Below are 14,209 nucleotides of genomic sequence, written 5' to 3' on the forward strand. Positions count from 1 at the left end.
GCCGGCAAGCTCAACGCATGTATGCGGGCATGCATCGCGCGAGCCACAGGCTGGCGCCCGCAAGCAGCGGCAATCCCGCCGGCAGGTAGAGCCCGAGGCCCATGACGAGAAACTGGTAGCAGGCGCCGAGCGACGTGAACACGAACTGGTAGGCCCAGATGCGCGTGCCGAAGGGCTGGTGCCATTGCGCATAGAACAGCCGGTAATCCATGGCGAAGAAGAAGGCGGTCAAGGCGACGGTGCCGAGGCCGAGCAGCGCGAAATGCGCGGCAAAACGCGTCTCGACGTTGCGGCGGCGCGTCAGCAGGCGGGCCATCGGCAACGCGATGAGCCAGGCGGCAAAGCCCCCTGCGGCATAGATGGAGAGGATCGTATCGAGGTGAAAGGTCTCAGCGCGCCCCTGCATCGCAAGCGAGACATAGGCACAGGCGGCCATCAGCAGGCCCCAGCCCACGGCGCCGCCGAGATGCAGCGGCAGGGCGGGCAGGATCGGCGTGGGCTCACGGAAAGCTGCGCCCGTCGTGCTCGCCGCAAGTTCCATGCTCAAGGCCGGAAGGGAACGGCGATCCAGCGGCCGTCGCTGCCCTCGAAGCCGAAGCTGCGCACGAGCACCAGCGCGACATGGACCGGATCGGCGCCGAGCGGGCTGAAGGTCACGGCGCCGGAGATCTGGTAGGAATGGGGGCAGTTGCGGCTGTCCGGAACGCGCGTGTCCTCGTGGAGCACCTCGTCGGCCGCCGCACCGTCGCGCGTGACGAGCTTCAGGCGAAAACCCTTGCCGCCCTCGATCACGAGGTCCCGGCATCGGTCCGATACCTCCAGCGGGATATCGTCTATTGCCAGCGCAAAGCTGCCGCCGGGCGTGGGTTCGATGGCATATTGCAGATATTCGAGGCGCTTGCGATCGACGCCCACTTCGCCCACCGGGTTGAAGGCGGCCAGCACGCCGGGATTGGAGAGCACCTTGTGCTGTTCGATCAGGCTTTTCGCCTTGCCGAGGCTTTCGGCGCGCGCCTTGGCGAGGTCCGCCTCCTCGTCATCGATGCGCACGCGGATCGGCGTGCCGGAGAGAAAGGAATCCTTCTCCGTGTCGATGAAATAGAGGTTGGAATAGGGAAAGCCCGAGCCGTCCTGGACACCGAATTCCTCGTAGGCGAAGACCTTTCCATCCGGCGAGAAGCCGAGCGTCTGGTAGCTCGCGAAGTCGCCGGCCGATGCGCCGGCCGCAGCCAGCAGGGAGGCGAGCAGCGCGATCGCCGCCCTTCCGAAAACCGTCACGCCCGCGCACCCTCCGCATTGCTGCGCAGAGTGTCGATGGTTTTGCGATAGGCGTCAACATGGCCGCCGCTGAAGATGGCGGAGCCGGCGACGAAGACATTGGCGCCGGCCGCGGCGGGCAGCGCGATCGTATCGACCGCGATGCCGCCATCGACCTGGATGTCGATCGGCCGGTCGCCGACCATTTTTCGCACGCGGCGCAGCTTCTCCTGCATCGACGGAATGTATTTCTGGCCGCCGAATCCGGGGTTGACCGTCATGACGAGGATGAGGTCGATCTTGTCGAGAAGATAGTCGAGCACGCTTTCCGACGTCGCGGGATTGATAGACACGCCAGCGCGTTTGCCCAGCGCCTTGATCGCCTGCAGCGAGCGGTCGAGATGCGGGCCGGCCTCGGCATGCACCGTGATGCTGTCGCAGCCGGCCTTGGCAAAGGCTTCGAGATAGGGGTCGGCAGGCGCGATCATCAGGTGGCAGTCGAAGAAGGCGTCGGTGTGCGGGCGCAGCGCCTTGATGACATCCGGGCCGAAGGAAATGTTCGGCACGAAATGGCCGTCCATGATGTCGAGGTGGATCCAGTCCGCCCCGGCCGCGACGACGTCGCGCACTTCCTGGCCGAGCTTGGCGTAGTCGGCGGCGAGGATGGAGGGCGCGATTCGGATGGGAAGGGTCATGTCAGGTTCCTTGGACAAGGATGTGGGGCACGGATTTTGGCGTCGCCATACCATCCCCGGCAGGGGCGAACAACGGGCGAATTTACCGCATCGACCAGCTTGGCATGACATCGCCGGGCATCGGCACCGCATCGTGCACGCCGCGGGCGATGGCGCGGGCCATGGTGGAGGCGGCGGCCGCGCAGAGCGCGATGAAATCCTCCGGTGCCGGCGTGCGGCCGCTCCTGCCGGTGGCGAGCCCGAAGACGAGGTCGCCATCGAGCGGCGTGTGCGCCGGCCACAGCGCGCGGGCAAAGCCGTCATGGGCGGCGATCGCCAGCCGCTTGGCCTCCGCCTTGCTCAGCACCGCATCGGTGGCGATGACGGCGATGGTGGTATTTTCCATGCCCGTCGGGCGTCGCGACAGTTTGGTGCGCGGCATGCGGGCGTCTGCGGGGAAGGGCGTGGGCATGCCGAGGCCGCCGAACTCGTCGGCTTCTTCGAAGGGCGCCGCCCAGAAATGCCGTGTATCGCCGATAGTCGCGGAGCCCAGCGCATTGACCGCCACCAGCGCGCCGATGGTGAAGCCACCCTCCAGCACGCTGGAGGCCGAGCCGAGACCGCCCTTGACGGTCGCGGTGAGCGCGCCGGTGCCGGCGCCAACGCTGCCGGTCTCGAAATCGGCGGCCGCATCAGCGAGCGCCGCATAGCCAAGTTCGCGATAGGGCGGGTAGCGCCCCCAGTCCTTGTCGCCGCCGTTCATCAGGTCGAACAGGATGGCGGCAGGCACGATCGGCACGCGAAAGGGTCCGACGGCAAAGCCGCGCCCCGCCTCGCGCAGGCCCGCCTGCACGCCGGACGCGGCATCCAGCCCGAAGGCCGAGCCGCCGGCAAGCACGATGGCGTCAACCGTCTGTACGGTGTTGTGGGGCTCCAGAAGATCGGTCTCGCGCGTCCCCGGCGCGCCGCCGAGCACCTGCACCGCGGCGGTGGTGGGGTCTTCGCAGACGACGACGGTGACGCCGGAGCGCAGGTCATGATCCGTCGCATTGCCGACCTTGAGGCCGGCGACATCGGTGATGCTGTTTTTCGCGCCAGGCTTCATCTATTCGCTCTCAGGCGCGGTCCCGGCCGGCACAAAGGCACCCCCGCGCCAGACAAGCAGGCGATAGGGATTGTCGCCGAGTTCATGGTCCGCGCCAAAAGCGACCGTGCCGATCGCCGTCGCGAAACTGCCGCCGGCGAGTTTTTGCGGAAGGTCTCGACCCGTAGCAGCCGCGGTTGCAAGCGCGGTAATGGCGGCGTGGGCGGGCAGCACGTAACCTTCCGCAAAAATGCCCTTCGCCTTCAGTGCCGCTGCGACAGGTTCGCCCTCCGGCAGCGCGCCATAGTCCGGCAGCGCGATCGCCTCCACGCCGTCGGTCATCGGCACGCTGGGATCGGCACCCAGCAGCGCCTCGCCACCGAGCAGCGCCAGCGACACCTTTTCCGCCTTTGCATCCCGCGCGATTACCGCAATGTCCGTGCGGTCGCCGCCGACGAAGACATGGGTCACGCCGGTCTGGGAAAGGCGGCGCACGAGGGTGAGCTGCTGTTCCTGCGCCGGGCGATAGGTATCGACGAAAACGGCCTTCATGCCGACCTCCTCCAGCCGCAGCCGGATGGCCTCGACCAGCTCGCGGGCATGGATCGTGCCGTCGTCGATGAGGGCAAAGGGCTCGGATTTCCAGTCGCGAGTGATGACCTCCACCGCCTTGTCGGCCTCCGCCTTCGGGCCGGGTGCCAGGCGGAAGAGCGGCCAGTTCTTCTTCAGCGCGTCTTCCATCAGGATGCCCGAGCGCACGGAAAGCGTGATGGCCGGCACCTTTGCTTCCGCGAGCGCCGGCAAGGACGCCGCAAGCCCTTCCGTGCAGAGGAAGCCGACGGCGGCGACGGCGTCCGCGGCCAGGATCTGCTTGGCGATCCCGTCGCCGTCGGTCTCGTCGCAGGCTTCCGCGATCTCCACGACCGTGTCGCCATTCGCCTCCGCCGCAAAGCGCGCGCCGTCGCGCACCTGCTGGCCGAGGATCGCAAGCGGCCCGTCCGCGGGCGCGACGACCGCGAAGGTGAGGCCGGCGGCCGTCGCCGGCAGGGCCGTAAATACCGAGGCGCCGATGAGGCTGGCGAAGAAAAAGGTCTTCATTCTCAATCCATGGATCGCGATGATGCCCTTTGTAAGGGCCGCACCGGCGGGGTCAAAGAAAATATCGTCGCAATTCCCCGCTTGTCTCTGGCAGGACAGGAAAATTCGACGACGGGGCTTACATTTTTCTTCACTTTCGCCATGTATCTCCTGTGTTGAAGGAGAATGCCGTGTTGGACAGATTGATGCTGGACCCGTCGCTCTACCGCGATGCGATGAGCCGCTATGCCGGCCATGTGCAGATCGTGACGACGGCGCACGAGGGCGAGAAGCGCGGCGTGACGATCACCGCCGCCTGCTCGGTGTCGGACAATCCGGCCATGGTCCTTGCCTGCCTCAACGCCTCCAATCCAAACAATGCGATCTTCTCCAAGAGCGGCCATTTCGCACTGAACTCGCTGTCCGCCGACCAAGTCGAACTCGCCAATGCTTTTTCGGGCCGCGACCCGGCCATGACGTCGGAAAAGCGCTTCGCCATGGGCAATTGGGGAGAACTGGTGACCGGCGCCCCAGTCTTGATGGATGCGCGCGCCGCCTTCGATTGCCGGCTCGTCGAATTGAAGGTCATGGCGACGCACATGATCCTCATCGGCGAGGTGATGGGCATTTCCACCGGCGAGCACAAACCGGCGCTTCTCTATATGGACCGGGGCTACCACACGCTATAAGTTCGACCTCCAGAACGGAGGAGCGGCGTGGTTTACCAGCGCGGACACATCCCGCAATCGATCGACGAAACCGTGGAGATGCTTTCGGCCGGCAACTATCTCGCCGGGCGCTCGCTCGCCACCGTGCTGTTTCTCGCGCTGCGCATGAAGCGGCCGCTGTTCCTGGAAGGCGAGGCCGGCGTCGGCAAGACGGAGATCGCCAAGGTGCTGGCCGCCTCGCTCGATCGCCCGCTGATCCGCCTGCAATGTTACGAAGGCCTCGATATCTCCTCGGCGGTCTACGAGTGGAACTACCCGGCGCAGATGCTGGAGATCCGCCTCGCCGAAGCCTCCGGCACCACCGACCGCGGCCGCATCGAGGCCGATATCTTCTCCGAGCGCTACCTGATCCGCCGCCCGGTGCTCCAGGCGCTTTCCGCGCCGGACGGCCGTGCGCCAATTTTCCTGATCGATGAGCTGGACCGCACCGACGAGGCCTTCGAGGCGTTCCTCTTGGAAGTGCTGTCCGATTTCCAGGTGACAGTGCCGGAGCTCGGCACGATCCGTGCCGCCGAGCCGCCCATCGTCATCATCACGACGAACCGCACGCGCGAGGTGCATGACGCCTTGAAGCGGCGCTGTCTCTATCATTGGGTCGATTATCCGCAGGCCGCCCAGGAGCTGGAAATCATCCGCCGCAAGGTGCCCGGCTGCAACGACACGCTGTCGCGCCAGGTCGTCGCCTATGTGCAGAAGCTGCGCAAACTCGATCTCTTCAAGAATCCCGGTGTCGCCGAAACCATCGACTGGGCGACGGCGCTCACCGAACTCGACAGAGTGGCGCTCGATCCGGAGACGGTCGCCGACACGCTCGGCACATTGCTCAAATACCAGGACGACATTGCGCGCATCGATGGCGCTGAGGGCCGCAAGCTGCTCGACGACGTCAAGGCCGGTCTGGCGGCGGCGGGCTGAGCGATGGTGATGGCGGCGGAAAGCGATGTTTCGAATGCCGTGGATGGACGGCTTGCCGACAATATCGTGTTTTTCGCCCGCGTGCTGCGCAAGGCCGGCCTGCGCATCGGGCCGGCGGCCGTGACGGACGCCATCGAGGCCGTGCAGGCGATCGGCATCGGCGACCGCGAGGAATTCTATACTGCGCTGCATGCGACGCTCGTCAAGCGCCATGAGGACGACGCCGTCTTCGACGAGGCCTTCCGGCTGTTCTGGCGTGCGCGCGACCTCGTGGGGAAGATGATCGCGCTGATGTCGCCGGTCGTCACGCGGCATGAGGAGCGGGAGAAGCGCAAGGCGGGCGAGACCCGCGTGTCCGATGCGCTGTTCGGACGGCAGGAGCAGCGCCTTCGCGACGAGCCGGATATCGAGATCGACGCCCGCTTCACCGCTTCCGGCAGTGAGGTGCTGCGCCGGACAGATTTCGCGCAGATGACTGCGGCGGAGCTTGCCGAGGCCAAGCGCGCCATATCCAACCTCGTGTTGCCGATGGACGAGGTGCGCACGCGCCGTTTCCGCCGCTCCACCCGGCCGGTGGCGATCGATGCCCGCGCCACGATGCGCCACGCCATGCGCACCGGCGGCGCGCTGATCCTGCCGCGCCATCGCGAACCGAAGACGGTTCATCCGCCGCTCGTCGTGCTCGCTGATATTTCCGGCTCCATGAGCCAGTACACGCGCATCTTCCTGCATTTCCTGCATGCGCTCGCCGAACATCGCCGCCGCATGCATGCCTTCCTGTTCGGCACGCGGCTCAGCAACGTCACCCGCGCGATGCGCCATCGCGATCCCGATCTCGCCGTTGAGGCGTGCAGCCAGACGGTCAGCGACTGGTCCGGCGGCACGCGCATCGGCGAGACGCTGAAGGAATTCAACCGGCTGTGGTCGCGCCGCGTGCTGGGGCAGGGCGCCGTCGTGCTGCTCATCACCGATGGGCTGGAGCGCGAGGGCATCCAACTGCTGGAAACGGAAATGGACCGGCTGCACCGCTCCTGCCGGCGGCTGATCTGGCTCAACCCGCTGCTACGTTTCGAAGGGTTTGAAGCAAGGGCGCGCGGGGTGCGTGCCATGCTGCCGCATGTCGACGACCTGCGGCCGGTGCACAATCTGGATGCCATGGCCGATCTGGTCGCAGCACTTTCCGGTGCCGCCCCGCGCGGTGCCGGCGACCCGCGGCGTTTCCTGCCGGCGGTATGAGGAGGTGAAAATGGACGCGACCGCAAACGACATGCTCGACCCGCTGACCATCGCGGAACGCTGGATGGACGACGGGCGCATGGTGGCGCTCGCCACCGTGGTGGAGACCTGGGGCTCGGCACCGCGCCCTGTCGGCAGCCATCTGGTCATCGATGGCGAGGGCAACTTCCATGGCTCCGTGTCCGGCGGTTGCGTCGAGGGTGCGGTGATCGGCGAGGCGATGGAGGTCATTTCCGAGGGCGAGCCGCGCATGCTGGAATTCGGCGTCGCCGACGAGACCGCCTGGCGCGTCGGCCTCTCCTGCGGCGGGCGCATCCGCGTCTATGTGGAGCGTATCGGCTGATGGATCCCTACCTGCTGCGCAAGCTGAATGCGGAACGCACGGCGCGGCGCGCCGTCATCCACCTGACGGATCTCGGCGACGGGCGCGACCGGGTCATTCGCGAGGGCGATCCGGTTGCGGGACCGCTCGGCGAAGCGATCGCAAGTGCCCTGCGCTCCGGAAAATCCGGCGTGGTGGAGGCGGAAGAGCGAAAATTCTTCCTCAACGTGCATCTGCCGCCGGCGCGCATCGTTGTCATCGGCGCGGTCCATATCAGCCAGGCGCTGGCGCAGATGGCGAGGATTGCCGGTTTCGATATCACGATCATCGATCCGCGCACGGCCTTTGCCACCGAAGAGCGTTTTGCCGGCATCGACCTCGTCGCCGACTGGCCGGAGGATGTGCTGAAGGCGCGGCCACTCGATGCCTATACGGCGCTCGTCGCCGTCACGCATGATCCGAAGATCGACGATGTCCCGCTGTCGCAGGCGCTGGCCACCGGCTGCTTCTATGTCGGCGCGCTCGGCAGCCGTAAGACCCATGCCAAGCGTATCGAGCGCCTGACGACGCTCGGACACGGCGAGGCGGCGATCGCCCGCATCTCCGCCCCCATCGGCCTCGATATCGGTGCCGCCAGCCCCGCGGAGATCGCCGTCGCCATCCTGGCGGATATCGTCGCGCATCTGCGCCGCCGGCCCTTGCTCGGGGCCGGGCCATGATTTTCGGCGAAGTCCCGGTTGCCGATTCTGTCGGCGCGCGCCTGGCGCATGGCGTGCGGGTCGAGGGCCTGTCGCTGCACAAGGGACATGTGGTGACTGCGCAGGACCGGCACGCCCTGACCACGGCCGGTGTCGAGACCGTCATCGCCGTGCGGCTCGAAACGGGCGACATCGGCGAGGACGAGGCGGCATCGCTGATTGCCGCGGCAATCCCTCCAGATCATCTGACCTTCACCCCGCCCGCGACCGGCCGCATCAACCTGCATGCGACGGCAAACGGGCTTTTTGTCGCTGACCGGGCGGCGATCGACCGGTTCAACCGGGTCGATCCGGCAATCACCGTCGCCACCCTGCCGGACCACGCCAGCGTCGCGGCCGGCGACATGGTGGCGACGATCAAGATCATTCCGCTTGCCGTTTCCGGCGATCTTGCACGAAAGGCCGCGGCCGTCATGGCGACCAGCCGGGCGCTGGAGGTCAAACCCTTCGCCGCGCACCGCGTCGGCCTCGTCGCGACCGAACTTCCGACGCTCAAGGTCTCGGTGATGGACAAGACGCGCCGCCTCGTCGAACAGCGCCTGCAGCCGTCCGGTAGCCGGCTCACGGGCGAGGTGCGGGTGCCGCACCGGGCGGGCGTGCTTGCAGAGGCGATCCATCGCTCGGCCGCGGACAACGACCTCGTCCTCGTCTTCGGCGCCTCCGCCGTCACCGACCAGAACGACGTGATCCCGGCCGCGATCCGCGCCGCGGGCGGCGTGGTCGACCATGTCGGCATGCCGGTCGATCCGGGCAACCTGCTGGTTCTCGGCCGCGTGGGCACGGTGCCGGTGATCGGCGCACCGGGCTGCGCCCGCAGCCCGAAGGAAAACGGCTTCGACTGGATCCTCGCGCGTATTTTCGCCGGGGAGAATCCGGGGCCGATGGAGATAACGGGAATGGGCGTCGGCGGCCTTCTCGCGGAAATCCCGACCCGCCCGCAGCCGCGCGACCTGCGCGGACCGGAGCAGCCTCTCTCCGTCGCAGCTCTGGTGTTGGCCGCCGGCCGGGCCAGCCGAATGAACGGCAGCCACAAACTGCTGGCCGCCTTCGACGGCGAGGCGTTGGTGCGCCGCTCGACGGAGGCGGCCCTGGAGGCAAAGCCGGCGCGGGTCTTGGTCGTCACGGGACACCGGGCGGAGGAGATCGAGGCGGAGCTTGCGGGGCTGAGAATCGATATCGTGCGCAATCCGGACCACGCGCAGGGCATGTCGACCTCTCTTCGCGCCGGCATTTCCGCGCTTGGGCCGGGCTGCGACGGCGTCGTGGTCATGCTGGCGGACATGCCGCATGTCGCCGGCGCCGATGTGCGCCTGCTGCTCGATGCCTTCGCTGCGGCCGGCGGGCACGCCATCGTGCGGGCCGTCTCCGGCGGCAAGCGTGGCAATCCCGTCGTGCTGCCGCGCGCGACCTTTGCCGCCATTCGCGCTCTGGAAGGTGATGTCGGCGCGCGGCATATCGTCGAGAGCGCCGGGCTCGACATCGTCGACGTGGAGATCGGCGAGGCCGCGCATATCGATGTCGACACGCCGGAGGCGGTGCTGGCCGCCGGCGGCGTTCTAAAGGGGTAGAGCATGGATCGTGACGGGATCGAAGAGATGTTCCAAGCGCTGGGGCCGGTGACGATCAAGCGCATGTTCGGCGGCAAGGGCATCTATCACGAGGGCCGCATCCTGGCGCTGGAGGTGCAGGACGAGATACTGCTGAAGGCCGACGAGGAAAGCGCGCCGGATTTTGCCGCCGCCGGCAGCCGGCAATGGTATTACGACGGCAAGAGCGGCAAGCCGGTGAAGATGCCCTATTGGTCCATTCCCGACGAGGCGCTCGACGATCCCGACGTCATGGCGATCTGGGTGCGTCGGGCCTACGAGGCGGCGTTGCGCGCGCGATAAAAACCCGCCCGGAAAACGCCGCAATCAAACTTGACTTATATTGTCATGTTGTCCATTACCGGACAGTTCACGCCTGAGTTTGCGTGGACGAAATGTCCGGTGAGGTTTCCATGACATACGATCGTTCTTCCGCGTCGACGCTTCTTGCGGGCACGGCCATGGCGCTTGCGCTCCTGGCCACCGCGGCACCCGTCAAGGCGCAGGATGCGGCCGCCACGGACCTCCAGCAGATCAACATCGAGGGCGACAGCGACGGGGACGGCATCATCGATATCCCGGCCGCCGTTTCGAAGGCCGATCGCGTCAAGATCCAGGAGGATTACGCCGGCGACGTCGCGCAGGTGCTGCGTTCCGCGCCGGGCACCTTCACCCGCGAACCGTCGGACCAGCCGGGCATCACCGTCAATATCCGCGGCCTGCAAGGCATGGGCCGCGTCAACAGCATGATCGACGGCGTGCCGCAGACCTTTCGTAACCTCTCCGGCCACGGCGGCACCTTCGACAACATGCTCTATGTCGAGCAGAACATGCTGGTCGGCGTCGACGTGACGCGCGGCGCCGTCTCCGGTGCCGAGGGCATGGGCACGCTGGCGGGTGCTGCCAATTTTCGCACGCTCGATGTTGACGACGTGCTGCTGCCCGGCCTCAACTATGGCGTGATGACCTCGGTGCGCGCCGGCACGAACGGTTTCGACTATTCTCGCCTGCTGACGGGCGCAGCGCGCACCGATGTCGGCGGCGAGGGCGAGATCGGCATCGTCGGCGCGCTCAGCGACACGAAGAAGAGCCCCTACGACAATGGCGACGGCGTGACCTATCCGTTTGCCGGCGACCAGCATCCGAAATCCGGCCTGTTCAAGATCAACCTTTCGCCGGATTCCGATCACAAGCTTGCGCTCGGCGCCATCTGGTACGGCAACGACTTCCTGCCGGGCAGCTCCGGCTACAACTGGCAGATCGAGAACCAGACCTATACGGCGAAATACACCTACCAGCCGGGCAGCGACCTGATCGATCTCAGCATCAACGCCTATCTCAACATCACCGATCTCGAATTCGACGGCAGCAATGGCAATGTCACCACCTTTGACGGCCGCAAGGGCACCAACACAACGACCGGCTTCGACATTTCCAACCGCATGCGCTTCGACCTCAGCGACGAGACCGAACTGAAGCTCACCTATGGCGGAGCTTACAGCCGCGATAAATATGAGGGGAACGCCAAGCGCGGCGCCAATCCGGATGGAACGCTGGTCAAGGCCGGCGTCTTCAGCGAAGCGACGATCACGCACGGCATTTTCGACCTGACCGGCGGCCTGCGCTACGATTACTGGTCGCTGGAAGGCATCAGCGGCTATGACGCGCCGGGCACCAATGGTTGCGCGCCCGATGGCCAGCCGTGCCCGATGGAAGAACTGTCGCGCGACGGCGGCGACGTCAACCCGAAGATCACCCTTGCCGCGCGCCCGCTCGACTGGCTGCAGCCCTACGTGACCTATGCCCACACATCGCGCCCGCCGACGGCGGCCGAGATGTTCTACCCGGGCGGCCACAGCTTCGACGGCTCCTCGGACCCGGTCAATAACAACCCCAACCTCTTGCCGGAAAAGAGCCGCGGCTGGGAATTCGGCGTCAACATGACGACGGATGATCTGCTCACGCCCGGCGATACCGCCTGGCTGAAGGTCGGCTACTTCCACAACCGCATCCGCGACTACATCACCTATGACATCGGCGAGGATGGCGCCGCGCGCTGGGTCAACGTCGATGGAACGACGGTCATGAAGGGGCTTGAGGTCGAAGGTGGCTACGATGTCGGCCGTTATTATGCCGGCTTCTCGCTGACGCTCGCCGACACCAACCAGCCGGAGGGTGCTGCTGCCGGCGTCGGCGGCGATACGGGCCGGCTGCCGGACGACTTTGCGACGATCGACGTCGGCATGCGCTTCCTGGACGAAGCGCTCACCGTCGGCGGGCGCATGCGTTATGTCGGCAAGAGCAAGCAGGCCTATATCAACCAGGAGATGGCCTTCGAACTCGACGCCTATACGCTGTTCGACGCGCATGCCTCCTGGCAGATAAACGAGAACGCCAAGGTGTTCGTCAATATCGAGAACGTCTTCGACGAGAGCTACATGAAGGCGAATGCCGGCCTGATGGACAGTTACGGCGGCGTCAAGAACGGCCGCGGCCGCACCTTCATCATTGGTGCTACGGCGCGGTTCTAAATCTGGCTGCGTAGCGCCTTCACCGCATCGGCAGCGAAGCGCGAGAGCGGCGAGGGCAGGGCGTCGAGGGCGAACCAGCCGAATTCCGGCAGTTTCTCCGGCTCCATGACGCGCGGCTCGCCGGCAAAATCCTCCGTCACATAGATGAGCGACAGCCAGTGCTGGCGTTCTTCCGCGATGATCTGTTCGGAAATGCAGAGAAGCTCGACGGCGCCGATCGCCAGCCCCGATTCTTCCTCCGCCTCGCGGCGGGCGGAATCGACGGCGCGTTCCATATGGTCGACCTTGCCGCCGACGATGTTCCATGAGCCGGCTTCGGGTGCACGAAGGCGCCGGTAGAGCAGGAGCCTACCCTCACGCAAAATGGCCAGGCCGCAACCGAGGCCTGGCACATCGATGCCTGGAATGGACATGCTAGGAGATCAGGCCTTGCCGGCGATCAGCATGAAGGCGGGGATCTCGTCGCCGAAGCCGAGCGGCGTCGGGCCGTCATCGTCGTCGCGGCGGTAGCGGTTGCGACGATCACGGTTGTCGTCGTTGGCCGGACGCGGGGCGGCATGGTTCGCGGCCCGCGGGTTGCGAGCGGGAGTCTGCGGCCGCCCTTCCGTCTTGCGTTCAGCTTTCACGGCTTCCACCTTCTCTTCGGTCTCGCTGGTCTCAATGCCGGGCGCGGGGCGTGCCTCGGGACGTGTCTCGGTCACGCGGGCTTCGCCCTTGCGGCCACGGGAGCGGTCGCGATCACGACCGCCACGTTCGCGGCCGCCACGCGAGCGCTGTTCACGCTCCTCGCCTTCGGCCTGCGGCGGCAGGGCATCGAGGCCGCCGTTCAGCCACTCGACCTTGCGGTCGATCAGCTTCTCGATGGCGTCGACGAACTTACCGTCGCGCTTGGATACCAGGGTGAAAGCGGCGCCCGAGCGGCCAGCCCGGCCGGTGCGGCCGATGCGGTGGACATAGTCCTCGGCATGGATCGGGACGTCGAAGTTGAAGACGTGGCTCACATCCGGAATGTCGAGGCCGCGGGCCGCGACGTCGGATGCCACGAGGAGGGTAAGCTTGTTTTCCTTGAAATTGGCCAGCATCGTGGTGCGCGAGCGCTGGTCCATGTCGCCGTGCAGCGCGCCGACGGAAAAGCCGTGGCGGTCGAGCGAACGGAAGAGGTCGGCAACGTCGACCTTGCGGTTGCAGAAGATGATGGCGTTCTTCAGGTCTTCCTGGGCGCGGATGAGATCGCGCAGCGTCGCGCGCTTCTCGTAATCCTTGCTGTGCGTGGCGACGAGGCGCTGCGTCACGGTCGTCGCGGTCGAGGAGCGGACCGAGACTTCGACGCGCTCCGGGTTCTGCAGGAAGCGGTCGGCCAGCTTCTGGATTTCCGGCGGCATGGTGGCCGAGAAGAACAGCGTCTGGCGCGTGAAGGGGATCAGCTTGGCGATGCGCTCGATATCGGGGATGAAGCCCATGTCGAGCATCCGGTCGGCTTCGTCGATGACGAGGATTTCGACGCCGGTCATCAAAAGCTTGCCGCGCTCGCAGTGGTCGAGCAGGCGGCCGGGCGTGCAGATCAGGACGTCCGCGCCGCGCTCCAGCTTGCGGTCCTGTTCGTCGAAGGACACGCCGCCGATGAGCAGCGCGACATTCAGCTTGTGGTTCTTGCCGTATTTCTCGAAGTTTTCCGCAACCTGCGCTGCGAGTTCGCGCGTCGGCTCCAGAATGAGCGTGCGGGGCATGCGTGCCCGGGCGCGGCCTTTTTCCAGAAGCGTCAGCATCGGCAGAACGAAAGAGGCAGTCTTGCCGGTGCCCGTCTGGGCGATTCCGAGGATGTCGCGCCGTGCCAGAGCCGGCGGAATGGCGCCCGCCTGGATGGGAGTCGGGATCGTATAGCCCGAATCCGTGACGGCAGACAGGACTTTCGGGCTCAGGCCAAGATCAGCAAAAGTGGTCAAAGGGAAAACTATTTCCGTTCCGGTTCTTGCGAACGCAATGGGTTTCAGCGGTCGACACGCCGCTAGGATGCAGCGCAGATATGCCGAAAGTGCCGGAA

Annotated in this window: 15 protein-coding genes; 8 read left to right on the top strand and 7 right to left on the bottom strand. The window is 66.1% G+C overall.

The features are described from left to right. Nucleotides 1–10: 10 nt before the first annotated feature. The 5 genes from AC1RWL_RS20750 to AC1RWL_RS20770 all read right to left on the bottom strand — a co-directional run bounded on the left by AC1RWL_RS20750 (nucleotide 11) and on the right by AC1RWL_RS20770 (nucleotide 4,113). On the bottom strand, nucleotides 11–541 hold the full coding sequence (locus tag AC1RWL_RS20750) for a hypothetical protein (RefSeq protein ID WP_493097019.1): 531 nt from the start codon (nucleotides 539–541) through the stop codon (nucleotides 11–13). A gap of 2 nt (nucleotides 542–543) precedes the next feature. Continuing rightward, nucleotides 544–1,278 carry a DUF2259 domain-containing protein gene (locus AC1RWL_RS20755; RefSeq protein ID WP_493097020.1) on the bottom strand — a complete coding sequence of 245 codons (735 nt, stop codon included), beginning with the start codon at nucleotides 1,276–1,278 and terminating at the stop codon, nucleotides 544–546. Next, on the bottom strand, nucleotides 1,275–1,952 hold the full coding sequence (rpe, locus tag AC1RWL_RS20760; RefSeq protein WP_256115738.1) for a ribulose-phosphate 3-epimerase: 678 nt from the start codon (nucleotides 1,950–1,952) through the stop codon (nucleotides 1,275–1,277). The genes AC1RWL_RS20755 and rpe overlap by 4 nt, the downstream gene beginning before the upstream one ends. 82 nt (nucleotides 1,953–2,034) lie before the next feature. Continuing rightward, the gene (locus tag AC1RWL_RS20765; protein WP_493097021.1) at nucleotides 2,035–3,036 is read right to left on the bottom strand and encodes a P1 family peptidase; all 1,002 of its coding nucleotides are present in this window, start codon (nucleotides 3,034–3,036) and stop codon (nucleotides 2,035–2,037) included. Then, nucleotides 3,037–4,113: an ABC transporter substrate-binding protein gene (locus AC1RWL_RS20770; RefSeq protein ID WP_493097022.1), complete on the bottom strand. Its 1,077-nt coding sequence runs from the start codon at nucleotides 4,111–4,113 to the stop codon at nucleotides 3,037–3,039. 185 nt (nucleotides 4,114–4,298) lie between these two features. Here AC1RWL_RS20770 and AC1RWL_RS20775 point away from each other — a divergent pair, with 185 nt between their 5' ends. The 8 genes from AC1RWL_RS20775 (at nucleotide 4,299) to AC1RWL_RS20810 (ending at nucleotide 12,168) form a co-directional block, all read left to right on the top strand. Continuing rightward, nucleotides 4,299–4,781, top strand: a complete 483-nt coding sequence (locus tag AC1RWL_RS20775) for a flavin reductase family protein (protein ID WP_256116177.1) — start codon at nucleotides 4,299–4,301, stop codon at nucleotides 4,779–4,781. A 78-nt stretch (nucleotides 4,782–4,859) separates the two neighbouring features. After that, the gene (locus tag AC1RWL_RS20780; protein ID WP_493097088.1) at nucleotides 4,860–5,735 is read left to right on the top strand and encodes an AAA family ATPase; all 876 of its coding nucleotides are present in this window, start codon (nucleotides 4,860–4,862) and stop codon (nucleotides 5,733–5,735) included. A 9-nt stretch (nucleotides 5,736–5,744) separates the two neighbouring features. Then, a complete protein-coding gene (locus tag AC1RWL_RS20785; protein WP_493097023.1) occupies nucleotides 5,745–6,971 on the top strand; it encodes a vWA domain-containing protein in 1,227 nt (408 codons plus the stop codon). Between the two features lie 10 nt (nucleotides 6,972–6,981). After that, nucleotides 6,982–7,314 (top strand): XdhC family protein, encoded by a 333-nt coding sequence (locus AC1RWL_RS20790; protein WP_439627533.1) that lies wholly within the window; start codon nucleotides 6,982–6,984, stop codon nucleotides 7,312–7,314. Continuing rightward, entirely contained in the window at nucleotides 7,314–8,012 is a 699-nt protein-coding gene (locus AC1RWL_RS20795) for an XdhC family protein (protein ID WP_493097024.1), read from the top strand. The genes AC1RWL_RS20790 and AC1RWL_RS20795 overlap by 1 nt, the downstream gene beginning before the upstream one ends. Next, nucleotides 8,009–9,619 carry an NTP transferase domain-containing protein gene (locus AC1RWL_RS20800; protein WP_493097025.1) on the top strand — a complete coding sequence of 537 codons (1,611 nt, stop codon included), beginning with the start codon at nucleotides 8,009–8,011 and terminating at the stop codon, nucleotides 9,617–9,619. Before AC1RWL_RS20795 ends, AC1RWL_RS20800 begins: the two co-directional genes overlap by 4 nt. A 3-nt stretch (nucleotides 9,620–9,622) precedes the next feature. Further along, the gene (locus tag AC1RWL_RS20805; RefSeq protein WP_493097026.1) at nucleotides 9,623–9,940 is read left to right on the top strand and encodes a TfoX/Sxy family protein; all 318 of its coding nucleotides are present in this window, start codon (nucleotides 9,623–9,625) and stop codon (nucleotides 9,938–9,940) included. A 110-nt stretch (nucleotides 9,941–10,050) separates the two neighbouring features. Beyond that, complete coding sequence (locus AC1RWL_RS20810; RefSeq protein ID WP_493097027.1) at nucleotides 10,051–12,168, top strand: TonB-dependent receptor domain-containing protein; 2,118 nt, start codon at nucleotides 10,051–10,053, stop codon at nucleotides 12,166–12,168. Here AC1RWL_RS20810 and AC1RWL_RS20815 read toward each other — a convergent pair. Both AC1RWL_RS20815 and AC1RWL_RS20820 read right to left on the bottom strand, forming a co-directional pair. Then, the gene (locus AC1RWL_RS20815; RefSeq protein WP_493097028.1) at nucleotides 12,165–12,581 is read right to left on the bottom strand and encodes an NUDIX domain-containing protein; all 417 of its coding nucleotides are present in this window, start codon (nucleotides 12,579–12,581) and stop codon (nucleotides 12,165–12,167) included. The genes AC1RWL_RS20810 and AC1RWL_RS20815 overlap by 4 nt on opposite strands. A gap of 9 nt (nucleotides 12,582–12,590) precedes the next feature. Further along, nucleotides 12,591–14,111, bottom strand: a complete 1,521-nt coding sequence (locus tag AC1RWL_RS20820; RefSeq protein WP_435265482.1) for a DEAD/DEAH box helicase — start codon at nucleotides 14,109–14,111, stop codon at nucleotides 12,591–12,593. Nucleotides 14,112–14,209: the final 98 nt, after the last annotated feature.

The organism is Shinella sp. GW821-FHT10F02 (genome assembly GCF_058809275.1).